General features: G+C 41.9%; 22 protein-coding genes. 19 read left to right on the top strand and 3 right to left on the bottom strand.

Features of this window, described 5'->3' with window-relative positions; all coding sequences use genetic code 11:
- The first annotated feature begins 25 nt into the window (after positions 1-25).
- The 5 genes from SMUL_RS10625 to SMUL_RS10605 all read left to right on the top strand — a co-directional run bounded on the left by SMUL_RS10625 (position 26) and on the right by SMUL_RS10605 (position 7,251).
- Positions 26-1,144: an ABC transporter substrate-binding protein gene (locus tag SMUL_RS10625; protein ID WP_025345235.1), complete on the top strand. Its 1,119-nt coding sequence runs from the start codon at positions 26-28 to the stop codon at positions 1,142-1,144.
- Between the two features lie 234 nt (positions 1,145-1,378).
- Entirely contained in the window at positions 1,379-2,164 is a 786-nt protein-coding gene (locus SMUL_RS16705; protein WP_025345234.1) for a formylglycine-generating enzyme family protein, read from the top strand.
- Between the two features lie 140 nt (positions 2,165-2,304).
- The gene (gene metH, locus SMUL_RS10615; RefSeq protein ID WP_235674120.1) at positions 2,305-5,721 is read left to right on the top strand and encodes a methionine synthase; all 3,417 of its coding nucleotides are present in this window, start codon (positions 2,305-2,307) and stop codon (positions 5,719-5,721) included.
- 29 nt (positions 5,722-5,750) lie between these two features.
- A complete protein-coding gene (locus SMUL_RS10610) occupies positions 5,751-6,542 on the top strand; it encodes an alpha/beta fold hydrolase (protein ID WP_025345232.1) in 792 nt (263 codons plus the stop codon).
- 13 nt (positions 6,543-6,555) lie between these two features.
- On the top strand, positions 6,556-7,251 hold the full coding sequence (locus SMUL_RS10605) for an SIR2 family NAD-dependent protein deacylase (protein ID WP_025345231.1): 696 nt from the start codon (positions 6,556-6,558) through the stop codon (positions 7,249-7,251).
- Positions 7,252-7,303: 52 nt separating this feature from the next.
- Here SMUL_RS10605 and SMUL_RS10600 read toward each other — a convergent pair whose 3' ends face one another.
- Positions 7,304-8,152: an IS982 family transposase gene (locus SMUL_RS10600; RefSeq protein ID WP_025345230.1), complete on the bottom strand. Its 849-nt coding sequence runs from the start codon at positions 8,150-8,152 to the stop codon at positions 7,304-7,306.
- Between the two features lie 344 nt (positions 8,153-8,496).
- Between SMUL_RS10600 and SMUL_RS17765 the strand changes: the two genes are divergently transcribed.
- The 6 genes from SMUL_RS17765 (at position 8,497) to SMUL_RS10570 (ending at position 15,017) form a co-directional block, all read left to right on the top strand.
- Positions 8,497-9,780 (top strand): c-type cytochrome, encoded by a 1,284-nt coding sequence (locus tag SMUL_RS17765; RefSeq protein ID WP_025345229.1) that lies wholly within the window; start codon positions 8,497-8,499, stop codon positions 9,778-9,780.
- Between the two features lie 26 nt (positions 9,781-9,806).
- A complete protein-coding gene (nosZ, locus tag SMUL_RS10590) occupies positions 9,807-12,401 on the top strand; it encodes a Sec-dependent nitrous-oxide reductase (protein WP_025345228.1) in 2,595 nt (864 codons plus the stop codon).
- Between the two features lie 205 nt (positions 12,402-12,606).
- Positions 12,607-13,170, top strand: a complete 564-nt coding sequence (locus SMUL_RS10585) for an SIR2 family NAD-dependent protein deacylase (RefSeq protein WP_223809820.1) — start codon at positions 12,607-12,609, stop codon at positions 13,168-13,170.
- A 169-nt stretch (positions 13,171-13,339) separates the two neighbouring features.
- Positions 13,340-13,651, top strand: coding sequence for a nucleotidyltransferase family protein (locus tag SMUL_RS10580; protein ID WP_025345227.1), 312 nt, complete (start codon positions 13,340-13,342; stop codon positions 13,649-13,651).
- A complete protein-coding gene (locus SMUL_RS10575) occupies positions 13,644-14,018 on the top strand; it encodes a HepT-like ribonuclease domain-containing protein (protein ID WP_025345226.1) in 375 nt (124 codons plus the stop codon). Before SMUL_RS10580 ends, SMUL_RS10575 begins: the two co-directional genes overlap by 8 nt.
- A gap of 150 nt (positions 14,019-14,168) precedes the next feature.
- Complete coding sequence (locus SMUL_RS10570) at positions 14,169-15,017, top strand: IS982 family transposase (RefSeq protein WP_025344064.1); 849 nt, start codon at positions 14,169-14,171, stop codon at positions 15,015-15,017.
- Between the two features lie 69 nt (positions 15,018-15,086).
- On the opposite strand, the gene SMUL_RS10565 is transcribed toward SMUL_RS10570, so the two are convergent.
- Together SMUL_RS10565 and SMUL_RS10560 are read right to left on the bottom strand one after the other, a co-directional pair.
- Complete coding sequence (locus SMUL_RS10565) at positions 15,087-15,458, bottom strand: HepT-like ribonuclease domain-containing protein (protein WP_025345225.1); 372 nt, start codon at positions 15,456-15,458, stop codon at positions 15,087-15,089.
- Positions 15,451-15,819, bottom strand: coding sequence for a nucleotidyltransferase family protein (locus SMUL_RS10560; RefSeq protein WP_223809694.1), 369 nt, complete (start codon positions 15,817-15,819; stop codon positions 15,451-15,453). The genes SMUL_RS10565 and SMUL_RS10560 overlap by 8 nt, the downstream gene beginning before the upstream one ends.
- Positions 15,820-15,979: 160 nt before the next feature.
- Here SMUL_RS10560 and SMUL_RS17695 point away from each other — a divergent pair, with 160 nt between their 5' ends.
- The 8 genes from SMUL_RS17695 (at position 15,980) to SMUL_RS10525 (ending at position 24,948) form a co-directional block, all read left to right on the top strand.
- Entirely contained in the window at positions 15,980-16,396 is a 417-nt protein-coding gene (locus SMUL_RS17695; protein WP_280938039.1) for an HAD family hydrolase, read from the top strand.
- Entirely contained in the window at positions 16,369-18,246 is a 1,878-nt protein-coding gene (ggpS, locus tag SMUL_RS17470; protein ID WP_280938038.1) for a glucosylglycerol-phosphate synthase, read from the top strand. Before SMUL_RS17695 ends, ggpS begins: the two co-directional genes overlap by 28 nt.
- On the top strand, positions 18,243-19,310 hold the full coding sequence (locus SMUL_RS10550; RefSeq protein ID WP_025345223.1) for a mechanosensitive ion channel family protein: 1,068 nt from the start codon (positions 18,243-18,245) through the stop codon (positions 19,308-19,310). The genes ggpS and SMUL_RS10550 overlap by 4 nt, the downstream gene beginning before the upstream one ends.
- 128 nt (positions 19,311-19,438) lie before the next feature.
- Positions 19,439-20,425 carry a helix-turn-helix transcriptional regulator gene (locus SMUL_RS10545; protein ID WP_025345222.1) on the top strand — a complete coding sequence of 329 codons (987 nt, stop codon included), beginning with the start codon at positions 19,439-19,441 and terminating at the stop codon, positions 20,423-20,425.
- Positions 20,426-20,548: 123 nt separating this feature from the next.
- Positions 20,549-22,564, top strand: coding sequence for a TonB-dependent receptor (locus SMUL_RS10540; protein WP_025345221.1), 2,016 nt, complete (start codon positions 20,549-20,551; stop codon positions 22,562-22,564).
- Between the two features lie 14 nt (positions 22,565-22,578).
- Positions 22,579-22,878: a hypothetical protein gene (locus tag SMUL_RS10535; RefSeq protein ID WP_025345220.1), complete on the top strand. Its 300-nt coding sequence runs from the start codon at positions 22,579-22,581 to the stop codon at positions 22,876-22,878.
- Entirely contained in the window at positions 22,871-24,460 is a 1,590-nt protein-coding gene (locus SMUL_RS10530) for a PepSY-associated TM helix domain-containing protein (RefSeq protein WP_025345219.1), read from the top strand. The genes SMUL_RS10535 and SMUL_RS10530 overlap by 8 nt, the downstream gene beginning before the upstream one ends.
- Positions 24,457-24,948 carry a hypothetical protein gene (locus SMUL_RS10525; protein ID WP_025345218.1) on the top strand — a complete coding sequence of 164 codons (492 nt, stop codon included), beginning with the start codon at positions 24,457-24,459 and terminating at the stop codon, positions 24,946-24,948. Before SMUL_RS10530 ends, SMUL_RS10525 begins: the two co-directional genes overlap by 4 nt.
- Positions 24,949-24,952: the final 4 nt, after the last annotated feature.

The raw sequence follows: 24,952 nt of genomic DNA, 5'->3' as shown, positions 1-24,952 counted from the left end.
GCCGTAATCTTTTAAAGGAGAAACGATGCGTTTTTTTAGGACACTGTTAAGTCTTGCCGTCCTTATGGCGACAAGTGCGTTAGCGAAAGAGATCAATATAGGTCTTATCTTACCGATGAGTGGAACCCTTGCAGGGTACGGGCAAGTGGCGTATGAGGGAGCTGAGCTTGCAAATGCCCTTCAACCCAAACTCAAAAATGGCGATAGCGTCAAGCTCATTTTAGTCGACACCAAAGGCGATAAAGTCGAGTCTGCCAACGCGGCAACCAGACTTATCACTTCCGATAAAGTCGTTGGCATTATCGGTGAGATGATCAGCACCAATACGGCTCAGATTATCTCCATTGCCGATAAAAAGCAAATTCCCGTCATCGCACCTGCTGCGACCAATGATAAATTGACCGAAAAGAGAGCGTTCGCAAACCGCGTCTGCTTTAGTGATTCGTTTCAAGGAACGGTCGTTGCCAATTATGCTTCCAAAGATTTAGGTCTAAAAACAGCTGTTATCGTAACCGATCAAGCACAAGTGTATTCATTAGGACTCTCCAAAGCCTTTACGCAAGCGTTTGTTAAAAACGGTGGTAAAGTGCTCAAAGAGATTCGCATCAGCTCAGGCGATAAAGATTTTAAAGCGGTCGTTTCTCAAGTCAAAGCACTGAATGCGGACTTTGTATTCCTCCCACTTTATCACACAGAAGCATCAATGATTAAACGTCAAGCTAAACAGATTGACCTCAATAAACCGTTTATCTCAGGAGATGGTGTTGCCAATCAAACCTTTATCGATTTAGGTGGGGACGCGGTTGAGGGATATATGTTTACTGATGCGTTCGATCACAGCGCACCTCCAACTCAAAAATCAAAAGACTTTATCGCTGCGTATGAGAAAAAAACAGGCAAAAAAGAGTTGAACTCTTTTACTGCACTTGGTGCAGATGCGTATAACGTGATGGTGGATGCAATGAACCGTTGTGTTAATGCAGAAGACAGCGTGTGTATCAACACAGAAATTCGTAAAACCTCCAAATACGAAGGTGTTTCAGGTTTTATTTCCATTGATGATAAAGGTAATGCAACTCGCTCAGCCATTATCAAAGAGATTAAAGATGGCAAAGCCGTTTACAAATCAACGGTCAATCCTTAATCGTTACACGTAAAAAGCAAAGAGGCATTTTTGCCTCTTTGTGTAGGTCTGTTTCTACGTGTTACAATTCTTCTGTTTTTTTGTTTCTCCGTCTATTTTTTTACTCCTTTATTTCCAAATATTGACAGCTATGATATTTAGTGATAGCATCTAAATATTATAAGAAAATAAGATGATAGTTTTTAGTAAAAATTATAATTTTAAATTCAAAAATCTCAATCAAAAGGAGTAAAAATGAAAAAGATACTTTTTTCAGGGTGCGTTTTAGTCAGTATGCTTTTTGGGGATAGTTTTACCAATTCGATTGGTATGACATTTATCGAGATTCCTGAGGGTGAGTTTTCCACAGGAAATCAAGCTGCAACATGTCCTAAAGACAATCCGTATACTGAGGTCAATGAACAACAGGTTTGTTTAGATGCGATTAAAAAGGATCAAAAAGCTAAAAATGTTGTTCATCTTAAAAGCTTTTATATGCAAACCACGGAAGTTACTCAAAAGCAGTGGTATGAAATTATGGGAACAAACCCTTCAAAATTTAAAACGGGAAATCCTTCTATGCCCGTCGAGCAAATTAGTTTTAATGAGGCAAGAAAATTTATCAAACTTTTGAATGAGAAAGAGAACACAACGAAGTATGACCTTCCAACAGAAGCGCAATGGGAGTATGTTTCTTGTGCAGGTAAATCCATTGAATACAGTTGCGAAGAGGACTCTGATCGTTGTGTGAATATCTTAAATTTAAAAAATATTAATCCTACGTCGCCCGTTGCCAGTGGCATACCTAATGATTGGGGAATTTACGATATGCGAGGCAATGTGTGGGAGTGGACAAAGGATTGTTACATTCCAACGACTTCAATGAAAAAGAGTGATGCTTCTTTAAGTGATGAGCCAAAATGTACAACCTGTTGTTGGGTTAATCTCTCGGATGAATGTAATGCGATTTTTCGTTTTAACTACTCTTCAAACTATCGTTACTTCCCTGTTGGCTTTCGTGTTGTTGTAACCAAAAATTAAACTTTACGGGAGTTCTTCCCGTAAAGTCTTCCTTTATTAGAGTTTTGATATGATATTTTTATGTTATAAAAGAGTAGGAATATCATTTGGCAACACTTCAAGAACTTATCAAAGAAAAAATTTTAGTCATCGACGGTGCGATGGGTACGCAGATCCAAGCTTTGCAGATTCCTTCGGAAAAATGGGAAGGTAAAGAGGGATGTAACGAACTGTTAAACGTTACATGTAAAGATGAAATTTCAAAAATTCATCGTGGCTATTTATTAGCAGGTGCGGATATCATCAAGACCAACACCTTTGGCGCATTGCCGTGGGTTTTGGACGATTACGGTATCGGTGAGAGGGCGTATGAACTCGCCCGAGCAGGTATTGAGATCGTTAAAGAGGCGTGTGCATCGTTTTCAACGCCCGAAAAGCCACGTTTTACCGCCGCTGCGTTTGGTCCAGGGACGAAACTACCATCCTTAGGGCATATCGGTTACGATGAGATGTTTGAGGGCTACAAAGAGGCGGCACGCGGCGCGATTGAAGGTGGATGCGATCTTTTTCTCATTGAAACGGCACAAGACCCACTCCAAATCAAAGCCGCTTTGCATGCCATCACCGATGCTCAAACAGCTTTACATGTAAAACTTCCCATCATGGTTTCTGTCACGATTGAACTCAGTGGAACGATGCTCATTGGAACCGACGCGACAACGATTGCTGCGATCTTGGAACCCTTTGACATCCTAAGCCTTGGCTTTAACTGTGGCACAGGTCCAGAACAGGTTGAAAAGCATGTTAAAACGCTCAGTTCCGTTTGGTCAAAACCCATTAGTGTACACGCCAATGCAGGACTTCCTCAAAACCGTGGTGGTTATACTTTTTATCCGATGGGACCTCGTGAATTTGCCGAACTTCAAGAAAAATTCACCGAAATTGCAGGCGTTGCGATTCTTGGAGGATGTTGTGGTACAACGCCTCAGCATATCTTGGAACTTTCCAAACGTGTCGAAGGTAAAAAGCCCCTTGCTCCCAAAGGTGAGATGCCTCGTAGCATCGCCTCGTTGTTTGAAACAAGAGCCCTTAAACAAGACCCAGCACCGTTTTTGATTGGTGAGCGCAGTAATGCCACAGGTTCCAAAGCGTTTCGTGAGTTACTTCTTGCGGAAGACTACGATGGTACACTGAGCGTTGCGCAACAACAAGTACGCAGTGGCGCGCATGGCATTGATGTGAGTGTTGGTTTTGCAGGGCGTGATGAGCACAAAGACACTAAAGCGGTGATGGGACGTTATGTGCAAAAAATTCTCTTGCCGCTCATGCCTGACACCACGCAAGTGCCAGCCCTTGAAGTCGCCCTCAAACTCATCGGTGGAAAGCCCATCATCAACTCCGTGAACCTAGAAGACGGCATCGAAAAGTTCGACAAAGTCTGCTCTTTAGCGAAACGCTTTGGCGCCGCACTCGTCTGTCTGACCATCGATGAAGTGGGCATGGCAAAAAGTAAAGAGCAAAAAGTAGCGATTGCAGAGCGCATTTATACATTAGCGACAGAGAAACACGGCATTCACCCTGAAGATTTGGTGTTTGACCTCTTAACTTTTACCGTGGGCAGTGGCGATGCTGAGTACCATACCGCGGCGATTGAGACCATCGAAGCGATCCGTGAATTTCACGCACTGCACCCCGAAGTGGGCTTTGTATTGGGTGTTTCAAACATCTCCTTTGGTTTGGCAAAACACGCTCGTGAATACCTAAACTCGGTCTTCTTACACCATTGTGTCGAAGCAGGGCTTAGCATGGCGATCGTCAATGTTAAAAATACGCTCCCGATGCACAAGATCAGTGACATTGATAAAAAAATCTGTGAAGATTTACTTTTTAACCACCGTGAAGAGGGCGATCCACTCTTTAAATTCATTGACCATTTTGAAGGGGTTGTGGAGAACAAAGACGAGAGTGACGCGGCGTATCTTGCGATGGATACCAAAGAGAAGATCTCAACCTTGCTCATCGATGGCGATAAAGAGCGTATGTTGGTGCTTCTGCCCACCGCTAAAGATGAAATAGCCGCAGAAGTCATCGTCAATGAGATATTAATCGATGCGATGAAAGTCGTGGGTGAGCTGTTTGGCAGTGGAAAAATGCAGTTACCGTTTGTGCTACAATCGGCTGAAGTGATGAAGGCTGCGGTGGATTATCTGCAACCTTACCTTCCAAAGACGGAAAAGAACACCACTACCACGCTCATCATCGGAACCGTCAAAGGCGATGTACACGATGTCGGTAAAAACCTTGTGGACATCATCTTAAGCAACAACGGTTTTAAAGTCATCAATATTGGCATTAAAGCGGATTTGGATCAATTTTTAGAAGCTTTAAAAGAGCACAACGCTGATGCCATCGGTATGAGCGGACTTTTGGTGAAATCGACCAATGTGATGAAAGAAAATTTAGAAGCGATGCAGAAAATGGGCATCACCATCCCTGTTATTTTAGGCGGTGCCGCACTTACGGACAACTTTGTGGAAGACTTTTGCCGTCCGATTTACGATGGACCGATTTATTACTGCAAAGATGCTTTTGAGGGCATAACGGCAATGTCGCGCATCGAAGCGAAAAATTATGACACCTCGTTTAGTCGCATCGTTCTTGAAAACAGTGTCAATCGCGCCACTAAAGAAGCTAAAGAAATTCCACCGTTTCATGAGCTTAAAATGCCAAGCCGTGACATTGCCATTCCGACACCGCCCTTTTGGGGCAGACGTGTTTTAAAAACCGATGTCAAAGAGTTAGCATTTTCGTGGATCAACCACAAAATCCTTTTTGCGCAACGTTGGGGTTACAGTGGCAAAGGGCAGAGCAAAGAAGCGAAACAAAAACAGCTTGATGAGGTTTTGTGGCCAACTTACGAGCGTATCAAAGCGGACATCGAACGACTGGGACTTTTTGAGCCGACGCTGATTTACGGCTATTATCCTGCACGATCAAGCGAAAACAACCTTTATCTTTTTGACGAGAATGAAGGCTATTTTAGTGAGTCACAGGTCAATCGTGAAAACATCGACGCCATCAAAGATCGCGCCATCAAGACGTTTGATTTTCCACGTCAAAACAGAAATCCGTACCGAAGTCTAAGCGATTTTATTCACCCTGATCGTCACGATGTTTTGGCTTTGACGTGTGTGAGTGCGGGTTCAAAATTTTCAGCGTATGAGAAAGAACTTTACGACGCGGGCAATTTTACCGAGTATTTTTTTGTGCATGGGCTGGGCGTTGAACTGGCTGAAGCATTAGCTGAGATCGTGCATAAACAGATACGCCTCGATCTTGGCATTGCAGAGCTTGAAGGGCATAGTCTGCGTGATGTGCAGATGAAGCGCTACCTTGGGTGTCGCTACTCGTTTGGCTACCCAGCATGCCCTGCCTTGGAAGACACGCAAATCATTTTTGATCTGCTTAAACCTGAGGAATTTGGCATAAATCTTAGTGAAACATTTCAGATTCACCCCGAGCAAAGTACCACTGCCATCGTGATGCATCACAGGGAGGCTTTATATTTTAATGTCTGATGTATAATGAGCTATACAAAGGACACATTATGAAAAAAAATATCGGCGGATTATCGGTTTTAGTAGAAGGCAATCAAAAAGATACAGCAATCATTTTTTTACACGGTTTCCCGTATGACCACACCATGTGGCATGAGCAAATTGCAGCGCTGAGTGAAAATTACTACTGTGTGGCGTACGACATCAGAGGACTCGGTGGCTCTTCTGTTGGTGATGGACAGTTTACGATGGAGTCGTTTGTCGATGATCTTGAACTGGTGATCAACGAGTTGAGGATCGAAAAACCATCGATCTTGTGCGGGTTTTCAATGGGTGGCTACATTACCCTTCGCGCACTTGAACGGATGGAAAATGCTTTTTCCGCGGTCATTTTATGTGACACGGCTTCCAATGCCGATGATAACGAAGGAAAACTCAACCGCTCCGATGTCATCAGACGCATCAATGCGCAAGGCTTGACCACGTTTTCCAAAAATTTCATCGGACACTGTTTCAGCGATGGCTATAAAAAAGCGCACAAAGAGGTGGTCGATAAACGCATCGCCAAGTCGACAAAGTTTAACTCCATCGGCGTTAAAGGGTGTCTGTTTGCGATATTGACGCGCAATGACATGACATCATTTCTTCCTTCCATCAACCTTCCAACTTTAGTCATGTGCGGTGAACACGACACCATAACGCCACCTGCTAAAGTGAAAGCGATGGCTGAAAAGATACCTAATGCTGAATTTGTGCTCATCAAAAACGCGGCACACATGAGCGTGGTTGAAAACCCCGTAGATTGCAACGAGGCAATCAAAGCATTTTTAGCAAAACTTTAAAAAGGTGTAAGCCATGGCACGGGTTGTAATATTCTCAGGAGCAGGCATCAGCGCGGAGAGTGGACTCTCCACCTTTCGTGATACGGATGGACTGTGGGAAAAATACCGCATCGAAGAGATTTGTCAGGCTGGGTGTCTGTCTTGGAACCGTGAAAATACCCTCACATTTTACGACGCAAGGCGCGAACAACTGAGTTCTGTCACACCCAATGCCGCGCATTACGCTCTTTCTCAACTGCAAGAAAAATACCCCAATAATATTGCGATCATCACCCAAAACGTCGACGATCTTTTCGAACGAGCAGGGTGTAAAGATGTTTTGCATTTACACGGTTTTTTGCCTCGTTTGCGTTGTGAACAGTGTGGCGCAACCCATCTCATCGGCTACACCAAGCAAGAGCGAACCTTTACATGTAAAGAATGCGGAGGCTCCTTTCGCCCCGACATCGTCTTCTTCGGCGAGCCAGCTCCCATGTACGAACACCTTTACGAAGCCATGGAAGAGTGCCAGTTCTTGGTCATCATCGGCTCAAGCGGAAACGTCGTTGCAATGGATCATTTTGCTTTACATGTAAAAGTTTCCATCCTCAATAATTTAGAGCCAAGTGATGCCATAAATGAGCGGGTTTATACGAAAGTGTTGCATCAAAAAGCGACTGAGGCGGTGGATGAAATCGTTGAGGATATTGAGCGATTTATGCAAGGGTGATATTTTAGTAATGTTGAGTCTTCATATATAAAAGGTTAAATAACCCAAACTGCTAGTTAAACAGTAAGGCTTTTTTGTCATCACTAAGCTTCAAAAAGCAGTTGATAGCATAAGCAGTGATGAAGAGTCTAAGCTTTGTTAAAAAGCCACCAATGGTTGTAGCCTTGATTACTTTACCAAATTTAGCAGTTATCATAGAAAAAGCTGTTTCAACACCTTTTCTGATTCTACGTTTGGTAAAATAATCTTCCCTATTTTCTCGTTGCATGTTATGACGCCTAATAGGTGATAGTAAAATATCAAATCGTTTTAAGAACGCTTCGAGTTTTGATGAAACATATCCTTTATCTCCAATAGCAATCAATTCTTTGGGTAAATGGTGTATGAATTTATACCCAGCAGTAACATCGTGGATAGAGTCTGTAGAGATATGAACCATCACAGGTTCTTTATCCGTTGTCACTATCATATGCACTTTGAATCCATAAAAGAACCTTCCTTTTGATGCATTGTAACCTTTAAGTGATGGATCACTCCACAATCTGACACTACTTTGCCTTGTAATTTGACATAACTCAACAGGAAATGAATCAACAGAATAAATCTTTACACCATTGAGCTTTTGAAATAACGTTCCTAGAAAACCAAAAAGTGTTGATAATACAGTATTGATTTTTGCTAGACGTCTTAGGAATCTCGTATAATCAATACTTTTCACTAAATGCATCATCATGGAATACTGATGAGCTTTGAAATAGTTTCCATTGAAATCATTCACTGCTATATACCCAATCAGCAACACTTCTGCGTTACTAATCTTAGCTCTAACATCATCTTTTATTCCTACTAGCTTCAAATACTCATCAATTAAACAATAAACTGTTATAATATTTCGCTCCATAATCTCGCCTCCAACGGCTTTTTATGGAGTCTCAAGCAACTTTTAGACCATCTTTTCTAACTAGTAGTTTGAGTTAAATGATAAAAAAGTTAAAAGTTTAGCTCTCTTTTCTTATTTTTCTTATTTCCTTCCTCGATAATAGCAAGCATTCGATATTAATAAGTGTCTTGGCTTTGATTAATACATTTCAATATTTCTTAAAGATAGTTTTCACTCCATCAATATAAATAATTAAAATAATTTTCTATATTTTTTCTTATTAGCGACCAAAAAGAAACTAATGAAGTTATAAAATTAAAAAATAAAATTAAAAAAATTTTATAATAAGTCAAAAGGAGCTCATTATGAAAGTAGCGTATTGGCTATCAAAAATACTGACGGGGTTGGCTTTGATCGTTTTAATGTACGGATTTGTCGTTCCTTCGGTAGGTTTTCATGGAACTTTGGAGCGTATCAAAGACGGTAAAGTCGGAGATATCCCCGCTTACGTCTATCCGTTGTGGAATTTTTATCAAAAAGATCGGTATATCAGTATCAATACACCTCAAAAAGTACGAGGCGATCTTAAAAAAATGATAGAGATATCCGAAGAGATCGGTGTCCCGTCTATGCCGGTATGGAAATTTTCGCTTGAAGCCCCGAACTATCCCAAAGAAGCTTTCCCTTACGGGCTACCCGTCTTTATTCATTTTGATGGACTCAGCGGCGAGGTACACGAGATGAATACGATTAACCACTATGTCGGTATGGCGCATATGGAAAGAGGCGGCATTTACGAACGTGCGCTTGCTCCTTACGCTTTGATTATGCTGGCGCTGTTGCTTGCCTTATTTATGATTTACGATTATAAATGGATTGATTTTTTGATGGCGATTCCCGTACTTTTGCCTTTTTTGTTTATGGGAATTTACGGGTATTGGCTTTATTGGTTCGGGCATACGCTTCAAAACGGCGCGATTACGATAAAACCGTTTATGCCTATACTGCTTGGAGACGGAAAAGTTGCTCAATTTACGACACATGCCTATCCCGTTATCGGTTTTTGGGCATTGGCGTCTATTAGCGCATTGTCTTTAGCGGCTTGGATATTTAAAGTCAAAGCATGCAAAAACCAAGTCGATCGTAAAGCGACGCTTCTTCGCCATGTTTTGGCGGCATTTGTCGTGATAGCGAGTTTATCGGCAGGGCTTTATATGTTAATTACGGATATTAACGTCAATATCTTGGCAAAAATTTCCGCTATCGTCGGTACTACGAAACAAAAACCCGTAACGGAAGTGATCGTTCAAACCCCGTCCGTGAATACGCAAGAAGCGATCGAAAAAGAAAGAGAAGCCGAACAAAAAAAACAAGCGCTCAAAGTCAAAGCTTTAGAAGACAGAGCAGGCTCTCTTGGAAAGTTTAAAGTCAGCCAACTCTATAAAAGCAATTGCGCTCCCTGCCATGGCGTTAACGGAGAAGGAGCGATGGGAACAAAATTGCTTGGGTTAAAACAAGACGCTATGGTGCAAAAGCTATTGGACTATAAGCAACAACAAGAAGAGATGCATATTGCCGTGCTTGATCACATGTCAAAAGAAGAGATACAAAGCGTTATCGACGAGATTAGTCGGTTTGAAGACAGGTAAGTCGGGTTCACTAGAAAGGAGAAACGATGAAAAAGTACGTATGGCTGATGTATAGCATGATAGCGGGATGGCTGTTTTTAGCACAATCTATAGAGGCTCAATCAAAATTTCAAGACGTGATGCAACAACGCGGACTCTCCGAACAAGACGCGATTGCAGCATTAAAAGTTTATCAGCCAAGCGGTAAGCATGATGAATACTATGTGTTTGCCAGCGGCGGACAATCGGGGCAAGTGTTGGTTTATGGAGTTCCTTCTATGCGGATATTGAAATATATCAGCGTTTTTACTCCCGAACCGTGGCAAGGATACGGTTTTGATACAGATTCAAAAGAAATTTTACGCGAAGGCAATGTAAGAGGTCGTGAAATTAATTGGGGCGATACGCACCATCCCGCACTTTCCGAAACCAACGGCGTGTATGACGGGCAATACCTTTTTATTAACGATAAAGCCAATGCGAGAATTGCCGTGATTAACCTGAAGTATTTTGAAACTTCGCAAATTGTCGTTAATCCTCTTTTTAAATCAGATCATGGCGGTGCATTCGTAACGCCAAATACCGAATACATTCTCGAATCATGTCAATATGCCGCACCTTTAACAAACGATTATTATCCTATGGAAGCTTATCAAGATACTTATAGAGGGGGAGTGACTTTTTGGAAATTTGACAAAGAAAAAGGAAGAATTTTGCCAGAAGAATCTTTTACGTTAGAACTTCCTCCTTATATGCAAGATTTGACAGATGCTGGAAAAGGTATCTCAGATGGGTGGGGATTTACTAATTCTTTTAATTCCGAACTTTATACGGGAGGAATTGAAAAAGGGTTCCCTCCCTTCGAAGCGGGATGTAGTCGTAGCGATACAGATTATTTGCATGTTTACAATTGGAAAAAATTAGCTGAGCTTGCAAAAGATGCAAAAAATGTAAAAATCATTAATAATCACAAAGTAATTCCTATTGATGTGGCAGTTAAAAATAATGCACTTTTTTTGATTCCGGAAAATAAATCTCCGCACGGCGTCGACGTGAATCCAAACGGTCAATACATTATCGTTTCCGGAAAGCTCGATACGCATGCGTCCGTCTATGACTTTAAAAAAATTCTTCAACAAATAGACAATAAAGAGTTCGTCGGCAAGGATTCTTACGGTATACCAATCCTCGATTTAAAGAAATCATTGCACGGTCAACTGGAATTGGGATTGGGGCATCTTCATAACAGCTTCGGAAAAGAAGACGGGATTGTGTACAGCTCTTTATACGTCGACTCTCAAATCGTCAAATGGGACTATAAAAACTTGAAGATATACGATAGGGTCAATATTCACTACAATGTCGGTCACCTCGAAGCGATGGAGGGTAAATCCGCCGATCCGCAAGGAAAATATCTGATCGCTTTAAATAAATTAGCGATCGATAGATTTTTACCGGTAGGCCCGTTGCACCCGCAAAATAATCAGCTGATCGATATCGGCGATAAGAAAATGGAACTCTTATACGACTTGCCGATACCTTTAGGCGAGCCGCATCAAGCCGCATCCATTCGCGCAAGTAAAATACACCCCGAAGTCAGATACCCTATGGGAACGAACCCGAAAACGAATCAACCGCATATAGGTAAAACGCTTGCGGGAGAGGAGCATATCGTTCGCAAAGGAGATCATATGTATATTTATGCGACGATGGTGCGCTCACATATCAATCCCGAGCATATTACCGTCAACAAAGGGGATAAAGTTACGATGTATATTACCAACGTCGAACGTGCCGAAGACGAAACGCACGGCTTTACGATCGACCATCACGATATTCACGTCTCCGTCGAACCGGGTGAAACGGCGCAGATCGATTTCGTTGCCGATATCGAAGGCGTTTTCCCTTACTATTGTACGGAATTTTGTTCGGCGTTACATCTGGAAATGATGGGGTATTTTTTAGTCAAAGATCCGAAAAAAGATTATGATTGGAGCCAAAAATCAAAAATCAAAAATCTTTCCCCAGCAGAACTGCAAGAAGAGTATAAAAAAATTACGGCCAATAACGAAGCGACTCAAAGAGTCGTCGATGCTCTTTTTGCATTTTTAAAAGAGAACCAAGCTTCGAAGTATCCAACCGTGAATAACTTACTAGAAGACGCGAAAGACCAATATGCGAAAATTCTTCCGGAGAAAGAGAAAGCGACAAAAGCATATAAAGAAAATAATTTTGAAAATGCGATTCTTCTTGAGAATATGGCATGGCAGTACCTCATTAAAACCGCAGACTCGGCAATTAGAGCGAAAGATCTGTTGGTTAACACCTTGGCTTCTCCCAAATCTGCCGCCGCTAAACGAGGAGAGGGCGCTTTTAAAGAAGGCGGGTGTTCGGGATGTCATGTCGTCGGGAAAGTGAGTTCCGGACCAGACGTAACGGGTGTGTTAAAACGTCACAAAAATGCGGAACAATGGGTTGCCGAATATGTCAAAAATCCTGAGAGCAAATTTCAAGAGCCTTATATGAAAAAGCTGATCGAATTTTTCAATCTTAAAATGCCGAACCAAAATATGAACGATCAAGAGATTACAGATATTATTGAGTATTTTAAATGGGTAGACAAAAACGCTGATTTTTTCTAAATATAAGAGAGGAGAAACATTGATTTTTTTGTTTCTCTTCCCAAAATGGATATGAACGAGAGCCATATAAAAGGAGTCGGAGCTAAACTTTTAATTTTTGAAATTTCATTTTTTTACATGTAAAGACATAAAAAGTCAACTTCTCAAAGTTTAGCTTCTGTATCATAAAACATAGCAAAGACGTTATAATACAAAGCAGTCTAGGATACAGCAAAGGGAAAAGTACCGCATCGAAGAGATCTGTCAAGCGGGATGTCTTTCTTGGAACCGTGAAAACACCCTAACATTTTACGACGCAAGGCGCGAACAACTAAGCTCCGTCACACCCAATGCCGCGCACTACGCTCTTTCTAAACTTCAAGAAAAATACCCCAACGACATCGCACTCATCACCCAAAACGTCGACGATCTTTTCGAGCGAGCAGGGTGCAAGGACATTTTACATTTGCACGGCTTTTTACCACGCCTTCGCTGTGAACAGTGTGGTACAACCCAGCTTATCGGTTACGCCAAACAAGATCGAACCTTTACATGTAAAAACTGCGGTGGCTCCTTTCGCCCCGACATCGTCTTCTTCGGCGAACCCGCTCCCATGTACGAACACCTCTATGAAGCGATGGAAGAGTGCCAATTTTTAGTCATCATCGGCTCAAGCGGAAACGTCGTTGCAATGGATCATTTTGCTTTACATGTAAAAGTTTCCATCCTCAATAATTTAGAGCCAAGTGATGCCATAAATGAGCGGGTTTATACGAAAGTGTTGCATTAAAAGGCTACTGAGGCTGTGGATGAGATAGTTGGGGATGTGGAGAGGTTTTTAGAAAGAGCTGAGCTTTTACATGTAAAAAGCGTCAAAAGTTAAAAGTAAATCCAGCCTCTTCTTCTGTTCATAAATGTGATATAATCATTTCGTACGCAAAGAACTTTTAGGATATATCATGAAAAAAGAAGATGTACTTAGCTACCTCAAATTACATAAAAGAAAAATGCAAGAAGAATATCATGTTGAAAAAATAGGGCTTTTTGGTTCTTATGCACACGATAGCGAGCACTTTAGCAGTGATATAGATTTGGTTTTGAAATTTGAAAATGACTACATAAATTCATGTGACCCTTGGGATTATTTTAATACATTGACACATATAAAAAACGATGTATCAAGCTATTTTGCTTTACATGTAGATATCGTCGATGAGCAAAGTGACTCACCTTACTTGTCTCAAATACAAAAAGAAGCTATCTATGTTTAATCCTGAAGATGTTCAAAAACTTGAACGAATTGCAGAAAAAATAAATCTTATTAACGAAATCACCAATGATTTTGGCTCAATACAAAGTGCGCTTAAAGATAAAAAGAGCGGAAAACCTTCAATAATGATGCACCTGCTCTCCATGTCAGAACAGTTCAATAGACTCAAAGACAACAGTTCGTTTGACATACTCTCAAAATTTGATAAAGAAGACCTCAAAGGTAGCTATGATATTAGAAATTTTATAGCGCATGACTATGAGGGTGTAAACTTACCCATTATCGAAATGGTCATTAGAATAAAACTCCCTAAAATCAAGGCTGTCGTGGATGATTTGTTGGATATTAGAGGTAATTGTAAAAAATAAAGAAGCCTATTATTAAAAAATCATTGAGAGAAGTAATGCAAAATTTAGAAATAACCGCATATGAAGATACTATTATAACCCAAACTGCTAGTTGAGAAGATGGTTTGAAAGTTGCTTTAAACTCCATAAAAAGCCGTGGGAGGCGAGATTATGGAGCGAGATATTATAACCGTTTATTGTTTAATTGATGAGTATTTGAAGGTATCAGGGATAAAAGATGATGTTAGAGCTAAGATTAGTAATGCAGAAGTGCTGCTTATCGGGTATATGGCAGTGAATGATTTTAATGGCAACTATTTCAAAGCACATCAGTATGTTAAGATGATGCACTTGGTGAAAGAGATTGACTACACGAGATTTTTGCGCCGCTTAGTAAAAATAAATGACGTGTTGTCCACACTTTTTTTGTTTTTAGGCTCATTGTTTCAGCGATTAAACGGTGCAAAGATTTACTCTGTTGATTCTTTTCCTGTTGAATTGTGCCAAATCACAAGGCAAAGCAGAGTCAGATTGTGGAGTGATCCATCTTTGAAGGGGTATAATGCATCCAAAGGAAGATTCTTTTATGGGCTTAAAGTCCATATGGTAGTCACAGCCGATAAAGAGCCTGTAATGGTACATATCTCAGAAGGCTCCATACACGATGTTACGGCGGGGTATCAATTTATGCACTATCTACCCCAAAAATCAATCACGATTGGAGATAAAGGGTATGTTTCATCAAAGTTAGAAGCTTTTTTAAAACAGTTTGAGATTGTACTTTCACCCATTGGGCGTAACAACATGCAACAAGAAAACAAAGAAGAGTATTTTACCAAGCGTAGAATTAGAAAAGGTGTTGAAACTGCCTTTTCTATGATCACTGCTAAGTTTGGTAAAGTGATTAAGGCTACAACCATTGGTGGCTTTTTAACAAAGCTTAGACTTTTCATCACTGCGTATGCTATCAACTGCTTTTTGAAGCTTAGTGATGACAAAAAAGCTCTTCTGTTTAACTAGCAGTTTGGGTAATTTTAATGTTTTCCAAAAGTTGTGAAGCAAAAGTTGTGAGTGACTTATTGTAAGTCTTTACATGTAAAATTTAGAACTTTTTTCAATAATCTTCGAACACTGCTCTTTAAATTTCGGCAAAATATGCCTTATAATCCACTCAATAATAGCAAGGTTAACGCCTTCGTAATCATGGGCGATATAATTTCTAACATCGTAAATGCCTTTAAGATCGTCAGCTTCAAAATATTCAAGAAATGTATTGTTGGAAGATTTACGGAGTTTGTCAAATTGTTCAGCAATGGAAGTAAGGTGCATCAAAATAGCGGGGCGATAGGTTGTTAAGTCATGCAAAGCGTTGGTAATAGAGCCAGCATTTGAAACAATTGCTTCAATATACTCTATTTTTTCAAGAATGAGATAGATTTTACTAATGCTTTCTTTAGACATAAATTGTTCTATCGATAATAAATTTTTGAGCGGTTTTACCCATCCCTGTTTTATCAGCCAAATCAACGGAAATTCCAAAAACAGAACTCATCTCTTTTTTGATTTCTTCGATACGCTCAATAGACTTAATGCCGTAGCGTTCGACAAAGGAGGGTTTGGCTTCGATGAGAATGTCAATGTCGCTTGTCTCATCGGCTTCATCACGAGCGTAAGAGCCAAATAAGCCCTCTATAACAAAGCCTTCAGGTAAATAATTATTTTTCATGCTTTTAAGCTGTTGAAGAATGGTTTCTTTTTTCATAAAAAAATTATAGCGAAGATTGAGCGCTTTGTGAATTACATGTAAAGATTTACGACACACATTTACACCGCATCCCCTAAGCTAGAATGTAAAAGTTTTAGCTACAATAGATTGACATACGAAGCTATTATATGGCTATTAATTCAACATGACGAGGTGTTTTTACATAAATGTTGCCCCACCAAAGGGTTTTGCACAACAAAATGCAATGGAGGCATAGATGCTTAAAAAATTACTTTCTTCTTCTTTACATTCAAACTCAAGCGTTGTTCTAGCAACGGATTTGGATGGTACTTTACTCGCAGGTCCACTGTCCGCACGACGGCATTTACGTGAACTTTTTAGCGGAAATATTCCTTATGCTAAACTTGTTTTTGTCACAGGACGAGGCTTAGAGTCGATTTTGCCTGTTTTAAATGACCCGATGGTTCCCAGACCTGATTATATTATCGCGGATGTGGGGGCAACAGTGGTTTATGGTGATACGTTGTTGCCTGTTTTTCCGTTGCAACAAGAGATTTCCGATCTTTGGCCTGGCACGCAATCGGTGGTAGATGCACTGGAATCTTTTTCCTATTTAGAGCGCCAAAGTGTTCCACAGGAGCGTCGGTGTTCGTTTTGGTGCATGAAGCGATGATCGATGATGCATTAAGAGCCGTTGTTGCCTCTTTGGGGTGCGAGCTTCTTTTCTCCGCACGAAAATACCTTGATGTTTTGCCCAAAGGCGTTGGAAAAGGTGCGACCTTGCGGAAGCTGTGTGCGCATCTTGAATTTGCTCACGAAACGGTTGTGACTGCGGGTGACACGATGAATGATTTGTCGATGTTTCAAGAAGGCTTCTCTAGCATCGTTGTGGGTGGAGCAGAGCCAGCCCTTGTTCACGCGGTTCGTGATGACAAAGGGGTTTATCTTTCATCGGGCGAGGGGTGTGCGGGGATTATTGAGGGGCTTGCGCATTATCAATTTTTGAAAAGTGAGAAGCCAAGTGTGGTGCATGAAGAGGGAACGTCGGATTTGGTCATGGTGTACCATCGCTTACCTTTTGATGAGCTGGCAAATGGAGAGAGGAGAAAACCTAAAAGTCCCAATGGCATTATGCCAACACTGTTAAATTTTTTCTCCTCAGGCGTTGAGGGCTCATGGGTTGCGTGGTCGCAACAAAGTTCGCGCGAGCCTTCAAACTTTGAAGTGCATGTCGACGTGGATGTGGAAAAATACCCCAAATTAAAAGCCGCACGCATTCCTCTTTTAGCCAAAGATGTGGATCTGTTTTATAAGAAATTTTCCAAAGAGGCGTTTTGGCCCATCATCTTTTCCTTTCCCGATAAGGCGGAATTTAAGCAAGAACACTGGGAACATTACCTTGAGATTAATGAAATTTTTGCCAAACAAGCTGCCCTTGAAGCCTCAAAAGGCGCTTTGGTTTGGATTCATGATTATAATTTATGGATGGTGCCTGCGTTTTTGCGTATGTTACGCCCCGATCTGAAAATCGCCTTTTTTCACCACACAACCTTTCCCCCTTCCAATATTTTCAATATCATTCCGTGGCGTCGTGAGATCATCGGAAGTCTGTTGCAATGCGATTATATAGGCTTTCATATTCCTCGTTATGTGGAAAATTTTGTCGATGTCGTGCGCAGTTATGCCCCAACAAAAATACTTTCCCACGTCCCCTGCGCTCCACGGTTTATGACCTATGGTTGCGCGCTTGGGGTGGATTTGATGAGCGATGAGATTGAGGTTTTAGGAAAGAGGGTGAGGTTGGGTGCGCATCCTGTGGGGATTGATTGTGCGCAGATTGATCGTTTGCTTCACAAAACGACAGTGCGTCATAAAATCGAAGATATTCGCGCTCAATTTTCGGGTAAACGTGCCATTCTCTCGTTGGAGCGACTGGACTACGTCAAAGGTGCGCTTGAAAAACTTTTGGCGTTTGAAACTTTACTTGAGAAGCACCCTGAGTTTGTTGGAAAGTTGGTTTTGCTCAATTTTGTCACTCCCGCAGCGCCTGGTATGGAAGTGTACGAGGCACTTAGAGTGGAAGTTGATACCTTGGTTGGGCGCATTAACGGTCGCTTTTCAACGCTGGATTGGACGCCTGTGCGTTACTTTTACCGCTCCATTCCTTATGAAGAGGTGATTGCATATTACGCTATGGCAGATGTGGCGTGGATTACCCCGTTGCGCGATGGACTGAACCTTGTCGCCAAAGAGTACGTGGCAACACAAGGGCATTTAGGGGGAAATGGTGCGCTTGTTCTCTCTGAGTTTGCAGGTGCGGCGGTTGAGCTTCATGGTGCATTGCTGACCAATCCTTACGATGCGAAAAGTATGGAAGAGGTGTTGTATCTTGCCTTAACATTAGGTGAAGATGATAGAACGTACCGAATGACGCGTATGAATGCGATTGTGCGAAGTAACGATGTTCACACATGGGGCGAAGGATTCATGCGTGCGGTGATTCCTAATCGTACGATAACATGACGATCAATTTACTCTTAGATTATACGATTATGGGCAATCCATTTTTGGACTATTGCATTGCCTTTGGCTTTTTTACATTAGGTTCTTTATCTGTTTTTATCTTTAAATATTACATTTTGACAAAGCTGAAAATATGGATCAATGCGATTCCCACACACGTGAGTGGTTTAATCATCAGTGTCATCGAGACCTATTTTATTCCTGTTTTTTACTTTTCCATCTTTTATCTGTCGCTCAAATTTCTTGTGTTGTCCTCAAAATTTGAACATATCCTTGATGTGATGATCTTTGTGGTGCTTACCCTATTCTCTGTTCGTATTGTGATTGCTATTGCGCATTATAGTTTGCAACGCTATTTACAAACATCGGTTGATTCGATACAAAAGAAAGATCAACTCAAAGGGATTAGTGGACTGGTGAGTTTTGCTATTTGGATGATTGCCATCATGTTTCTCCTTGATAATCTTGGGGTAAAAATATCAGCCGTGGTGGCAGGTCTTGGCATTGGTGGTATTGCTGTTGCGTTAGCCGCTCAAGCCGTTCTTGGGGATCTTTTTAGCTATTTTGTCATCTTTTTTGATAAACCTTTTGAGTCGGGTGATTTTATCATGGTTGGCGATAAAATAGGGGTTGTGGAGCATATTGGCATCAAAACGACCCGTATTCGCGCACTCAGTGGCGAACAACTTGTCTTTTCCAATACCGATTTGACGAATTCACGCGTGCATAATTATAAACGAATGGAAAAACGAAGGGTTGTGTTTTCCTTGGGAGTGACGTATCAGATTGCGCCAGAACAGCTCAAAAAAATCACGACCATTGTGAAAGAGATTATTACCATGATAGATACGACAACGTATGATCGAGGGCATTTTGCAAGCTATGGCGATTCAAGTTTGAATTTTGAATTTGTGTACTACGTCAATAGCGATGATTACACGATCTATATGGATATTCAAGAGTCGATTAATATGGCGATATTTGAAGCTTTTGGCAAAGAAGGGATCGAATTTGCCTACCCAACACACACACTTTTTATCCGTAAAAATGCAGAAGAAGCGTGATTTTTGAAAGATGTAGGCTTTACATGTAAGAACCTTTTATATTTTAAGGCGAAGATTTGCTACAATATAAAATACCTTTGTTTGAGAATGCTTATCAACTAATGGTAACTTTATTTTAGGGGAAGAGGGTGAGCGAAAGTTCTGTTTTACGTATCAATGCTTATGATCTGTTGCAGATCGCTCAAACAAAGCAGTACCCTTTTTCGCGTGAAAATTTTTTAGCAAAGGTCAAACCCGAACTGGGTGATGGGACGTTTATTTGGTATAACCTTGGAAACGGTGTGGCAGCGTATACGTATGCGTATGTTTTGCATCAAGACACGATAACATCGCTCTCTTCGGATATTCCTGGGGCTGTGTTGGTGTTCAACCTTGGCGATGACTTTACGCACGTGTTTAAAAATAAGACACAATACCTCATCAAGAAAAACAGCTTTTTTATCGGTTTTTCATCGCATGCGTTTTGTATGGAGATGCAGATGCAAAAAGACAAGCGCTACCGTACGATTACGATTGGCATCAAAGAAGAGCTGCTATTTCATCTCATCTCAAATTATCAAGAGGTGTACACAAAGATGGCTGAGGAGACGCAACAGAATGGTTATGCCGTTTTAGAAGGTGGTGAGATTGACCTGCGGCAACTGGAGATTTTAAAGGCGTTTGATGAACACGCAATGGATGAAAATCTTTTGAATGTGCTCTATTTGGAAGCGCATATTATGTATTTGGCGCACTATACGATTGAACGTATGATGAGCACGATGCACAAGATTGCCGATTTTTCGTTGGATATTAAGACGATTCATTCACTTGAAAAGGCGAGACATATCATCTTGCACGAGTACGATAAAGAGCTTTCGATTAAGCAGATTGCCTATCGTTCGGCAATTAATGAGTGCTATTTGAAAAAAGATTTTAAAGCGTATTACGGTATGACCGTGTATGAGATGCTTCAAAAGCAGCGCTTAGATGTGGCAAAGACCTTGCTTCAAAAAAATCTCAGTGTGAAAGAAGCGGCGTTTAAAGTCGGTTACAAACATACGGGCAATTTTAGCAAACGTTTTGTGGAGCATTTTGGCATATCTCCGAGCGTTTATCGTAAACAACTCTTATAAATCGCATTTTTTCCTCTTTTCATCTCTTTTTTTCCCTTTCGTGACTCTTTATTTATTGATAATCATCCTCATAAATGGCACACTTCCACCATCAAAACAAACATGATACAAAAAGGACGATGGATGTTAGACAAAAAATTGTGGAAAATGAGTTTGGCTGTATGTTTACTGCTACCGTCACTTGCATTTTCAGAAAACACTACCACGGTGGAACTCTCAGAAGTAACCGTTACGGGCGAAAAAATTGAGCGTTCTTTGCAAGAGACAACAACTGCGGTCAGTGTTTTCAAGGGCGATACCATTGATGCTTCACAAACAAAATCGGCGTACGATGTAGCGGCGCAAGTACCCAATATGATCAATAATCCCTCAGATCTTCCCGTCATTCGTGGTGTCAGTGGCGCAGGCCCTGCATCGGGAATGCACGCGTTTATCTCGGGGGCGCGTCCACGCATTAGTACGAGTGTGGATGGTTTGAGTGAGAGTTGGAGCGGACAGCGTTATTTGGACATTGGCGCTTGGGATATTGAACAGATCGAAGTGCTTCGTGGCCCTCAATCGACCACACAAGGACGCAATAGCATCGGTGGTGCGGTTGTCATCAATACCAAAGATCCGACGTTTGAGCCTGAGGGTGCTGTGCGCGTTGGTTATGAAAACGAAGATGACAAAGCGCTGCTTGCCGCGATGATCTCAGGCCCCATCGTAGAGGATGAGTTGGCATTACGACTTGCTGCGCAGGGCGTTTACGGACATGGATTTATCAATTATACGGGAGCGAGTACGCCTTGGGACCCTTCAGAGATCAAGCAAGGCAGTGTGCGGGGAAAAATGCTTTGGATTCCTAAAGATATTGAAGGGTTGATCGTCAAGACGACCGTATCGCATCGTAGCCAAGAGGGCGAATATATGAATGAAATCAGCAACCCTGATATTTCATTATTCCAAGATGTCGTCACATCTTCCAACCCTGTGCGTTACACCGATACCACCACCACAACCGTAAGTGTCGATGTCGAATACGCGATCAATGATGATCTAAAGCTTTATACGTTACTCGGTCATAGCGATTATCAAGCCTCGTTTGAACAAGCAACACTTGTGATGCCTTTGGACTTGGATGAAAAAAGCAATACCCTTGAAACGCGTTTGGTGCATGACCCCAAAGGTGGGTTGTTGACGAGCATGGTGGGGCTTTATTTTTACAACCGTACGCAAGATATTGCAACCGATGGTATCACACTGTTGAGTGGTGATGATGAGATCAAAACGGCCGCTTTATTTGCTGAAGAGTCTTTACATGTAAGCGACTCTTTAGATGTAATTTTTGGTGGACGTGTTGAGAGAGAGCAACAAGAAAGAGACGTTTCGTATCAAAGAGGGGCCAATATGGCCTCCACCGATACCGATACGGCTGAAACGATTTTCCTGCCAAAAGTAGGCATCAACTACAAACTTACTCCAGAACACAATTTAGGTTTTACGATTCGCAAAGGCTACACACCAGGAGGTGGCTCCATCTATGTGAGTGCTGTGCCTTACACCTACTATGAGTTTGATAAAGAAGAGGTGTGGACGTATGAAGCGACAACGCGCTCGTTAATGCTCAATAAAAGTCTAACGCTCAATACCAACCTTTTCTACAACGATTATGATGGTTACCAAGGCTTGTTAAGTAATCGTATTACCAACATTCCTGAGGGTAAAAGTTACGGTTTTGAAGCCGAAGCGAGTTACCGTTTGAGCTCTGATTTGGAGCTACACGGCGGGTTTGGTCTTTTACGATCTGAAATCACCGAAGCGCCAACGGGTACGAGTTATAAAGGAAATGAGTTCAATTACGCGCCTCATTTTACGGGTAATGTTGGCTTTACGCAACACTTTGGTGGAGGCTTTTTCTTTGGAAGCGACCTCTCGTATGTGGGTGAATACTACTCAGGCATCGATAACAACGAAGCATACACCGCAGGCAAATACACGCTGGTCAATGCCAATTTTGGCTATGAAACCAAAAGCTATACGATTCGCACTTACGTCAAAAATGCGTTGGATGAAGATGTGCTTTATTCGTATCGAGGAACAAACTTGCAAGTGGGTCAACCGCGCACCTTTGGCGTGACGTTTGATTACCGATTTTAAGGGAAGTCGTACACATGAGCCTTTATCGCTATTTAGCCACTCCTGAGCCCAATGGTAAAAAAATTGGACTCTTTCGCATCATCACCGCCATCTTTGGCGGTTTGGTGCTTTCGTATCTTAGTCTGTGTGTTTTGGTTGCTTTTGACTCGCCTTTCAAAAACGATTTCGCCGTGATCGCTCTTTTGTACAACACGTTGGCGTGGGCGGCGGTCGCTTTGTGGATCGCCTTAGCTCCTACCAAACTTGGCGCACTGCTTCGTTTTGTGCTTCCAACGCTGATCATTGTGGGTATTTTAGGATGGCTGTATGAATGAGATCAACGCATCCAAATTATGGAAACAACGTCTTTTAAGGCTTCATGTAGCTCTTGGTATGGTCGTATCGCTGGTCATGTACATCAGCGTTTTCTTTGGCATTTTTGCCATTTTTCTGCCTTATCTTCAGGTGTGGGAAAAGCCATCGCGTCATATTGAAATGGCAGATGTGACGCAGATTGAGTATGAAATGATGCTCAATCGGGTTTTAGAAGACCCCAATTGTCCCAAAAATAATCTGCTTATCACGCTTCCCGGTACAAAAGGGGAGACGGCGTTGAGCATTTCGCACCGTTTTAGTGCCCCACTTTTTTTCAATCCCCTGAGTGGAGCGAAAATTCAGGATGAAGGAGCGCAGTCGCAGCTAGCAAGTTTTTTAAACAAGCTTCATTACGGCAAAGTGCTGGATTTTGACAAAGAGCTTTTTGGAGTCGCCTTTAGCTTTTTTGGGCGTTTGCTCTTTGGATTTATGGCTGTGGGCGTGATGAGTATCGTTATTTCAGGCGTTATTTTGATCATCATCTTCTCCTACACGAACAAACCCAAAACGCCGCAAGCGCTTTTTTCACGTTTACATGTAAAGATTTTTACGTGGATTTTTCCTATCTTTTTGCTGATTACACTCAGCGGCGCTTTTATGAATCTCTCGCTTCTGAGCTCCGTCCCGATGGCAAAACTAGCAAGTGGCGGCAAAGAGAGCCGCATCGATGCGATCATCGGTCCTGTGCTGTTTCCCAAAGAAGAGGCGCGTATCGCTTCTGGTGAAACAGCGCCGATGCTACCGATTAAGACATTAATCGCAAAAGCGCAAACCCTCAATCCGCAGATCAACTTTCAGCAATTAAAGCTGGTCAACTGGAACGCTACAAATGCCCAGATCGAGCTCAAAGGGTACGATGTTACCAAGCCATTTTTAAACGGAGGTGCCTTTAATAAGCCGAGTTTAACCCTCAGTGCGGTCGATGGCTCGCTTATCTCAGAGCAAAAAGCACTGGATCGTTCGTGGAGCGTTTTCTTTGCGGAAGCGACCTTTTTTCTGCACTTCTTAGCAGGCGTGGATATGATTAGCCGAACATTGATTGCGTTGGTGATGGTTGCATCTGCCTTTGCGATTGGCTTTGGCGTGATGTTGTGGCTTGAAAAACAGGCGAAAAAGTTTGATGAACGCATTCCTTTTTACCACTGGATGGCAAAACTCTCTTTAAGCATCATGGTTGGCGTCATTCCTGCAACAGGCGTGCTTTTTGTGTTGCAATGGCTTTTGCCGTTTGATCTGAGTGATCGGCTTTTATGGCAAAAAGGACTCTTTTACAATGCGTGGCTGGCAACGCTTTTCTGGGCATTTTACCGCTTCAACACCTACCAAGCCGCCAAAGAGTTTTTAGCCTTGGGCGGTGCGTTGTTTACAGGCTCCGTTTTGCTGCACTGGTTTATGCTAGGATTTTTCCCTTTTAGCTCTATTTTAGGGGTCGATATTTGGCTTTTGGTGTTGGGATGCGTATTGCTTTGGAGTGCACGAAAACTGCCACGTATGCCTGAAGAGGCGCAATCATTTTGGATTAGAAAAAAGGAGAGAGCATGAAAAAATTGATGGTGTGGATGATGGGATTGATGTTGCCAACGCTGATGTGCGCGCATACGTTGTTGTTACATGTAAGCGACAATGACGATGACACGATCAACATCAAAGGCGAATTTAGCACAGGTGAGGGCGCTCCTGGAGCTTTGGTGAAACTGCAAGCCTTAGGAAGCCAAGAGATTTTGCTCCAACAAAGACTGCCCGATAGCAGTGAACTTATTTTGAGCATCCCTAAAGTGCCGTACGAGGTAATTTTAGATGGAGGTCCTGGTCATCAAGTTAGTCGTAAAGGCATCGCTCCCAAAGATGGGTTTGAAAAAACAGCAATCAAAAATGAGCCAGCTTCTCCCGCAAAAGCGATGAGCCAAAGCGTACCACTCGCACTCAGTGTTTGCCTTGGCTTGGCATTTGTGCTTCTGGGCGCGACGTTGTTTATCAGTATTTACAACACAAATAGACTGCTTAAAAAGCTAAATTCTGCTAAATCATAATGTT

The sequence above is a fragment of the Sulfurospirillum multivorans DSM 12446 genome (genome assembly GCF_000568815.1).
Classification (GTDB): Bacteria; Campylobacterota; Campylobacteria; order Campylobacterales; family Sulfurospirillaceae; genus Sulfurospirillum; species Sulfurospirillum multivorans.
This window is presented reverse-complemented; position numbering and strand designations above follow the sequence as displayed.

Coding starts and splice junctions, on each gene's coding strand:
- SMUL_RS10625 (WP_025345235.1), top strand. CDS start 26: ATGCGTTTTTTTAGGACACTGTTAAGTCTTGCCGTCCTTATGGCGACA.
- SMUL_RS16705 (WP_025345234.1), top strand. CDS start 1,379: ATGAAAAAGATACTTTTTTCAGGGTGCGTTTTAGTCAGTATGCTTTTT.
- metH (WP_235674120.1), top strand. CDS start 2,305: ATGGGTACGCAGATCCAAGCTTTGCAGATTCCTTCGGAAAAATGGGAA.
- SMUL_RS10610 (WP_025345232.1), top strand. CDS start 5,751: ATGAAAAAAAATATCGGCGGATTATCGGTTTTAGTAGAAGGCAATCAA.
- SMUL_RS10605 (WP_025345231.1), top strand. CDS start 6,556: ATGGCACGGGTTGTAATATTCTCAGGAGCAGGCATCAGCGCGGAGAGT.
- SMUL_RS10600 (WP_025345230.1), bottom strand. CDS start 8,152: ATGGAGCGAAATATTATAACAGTTTATTGTTTAATTGATGAGTATTTG.
- SMUL_RS17765 (WP_025345229.1), top strand. CDS start 8,497: ATGAAAGTAGCGTATTGGCTATCAAAAATACTGACGGGGTTGGCTTTG.
- nosZ (WP_025345228.1), top strand. CDS start 9,807: ATGAAAAAGTACGTATGGCTGATGTATAGCATGATAGCGGGATGGCTG.
- SMUL_RS10580 (WP_025345227.1), top strand. CDS start 13,340: ATGAAAAAAGAAGATGTACTTAGCTACCTCAAATTACATAAAAGAAAA.
- SMUL_RS10575 (WP_025345226.1), top strand. CDS start 13,644: ATGTTTAATCCTGAAGATGTTCAAAAACTTGAACGAATTGCAGAAAAA.
- SMUL_RS10570 (WP_025344064.1), top strand. CDS start 14,169: ATGGAGCGAGATATTATAACCGTTTATTGTTTAATTGATGAGTATTTG.
- SMUL_RS10565 (WP_025345225.1), bottom strand. CDS start 15,458: ATGTCTAAAGAAAGCATTAGTAAAATCTATCTCATTCTTGAAAAAATA.
- SMUL_RS17695 (WP_280938039.1), top strand. CDS start 15,980: ATGCTTAAAAAATTACTTTCTTCTTCTTTACATTCAAACTCAAGCGTT.
- SMUL_RS10550 (WP_025345223.1), top strand. CDS start 18,243: ATGACGATCAATTTACTCTTAGATTATACGATTATGGGCAATCCATTT.
- SMUL_RS10540 (WP_025345221.1), top strand. CDS start 20,549: ATGTTAGACAAAAAATTGTGGAAAATGAGTTTGGCTGTATGTTTACTG.
- SMUL_RS10535 (WP_025345220.1), top strand. CDS start 22,579: ATGAGCCTTTATCGCTATTTAGCCACTCCTGAGCCCAATGGTAAAAAA.
- SMUL_RS10530 (WP_025345219.1), top strand. CDS start 22,871: ATGAATGAGATCAACGCATCCAAATTATGGAAACAACGTCTTTTAAGG.
- SMUL_RS10525 (WP_025345218.1), top strand. CDS start 24,457: ATGAAAAAATTGATGGTGTGGATGATGGGATTGATGTTGCCAACGCTG.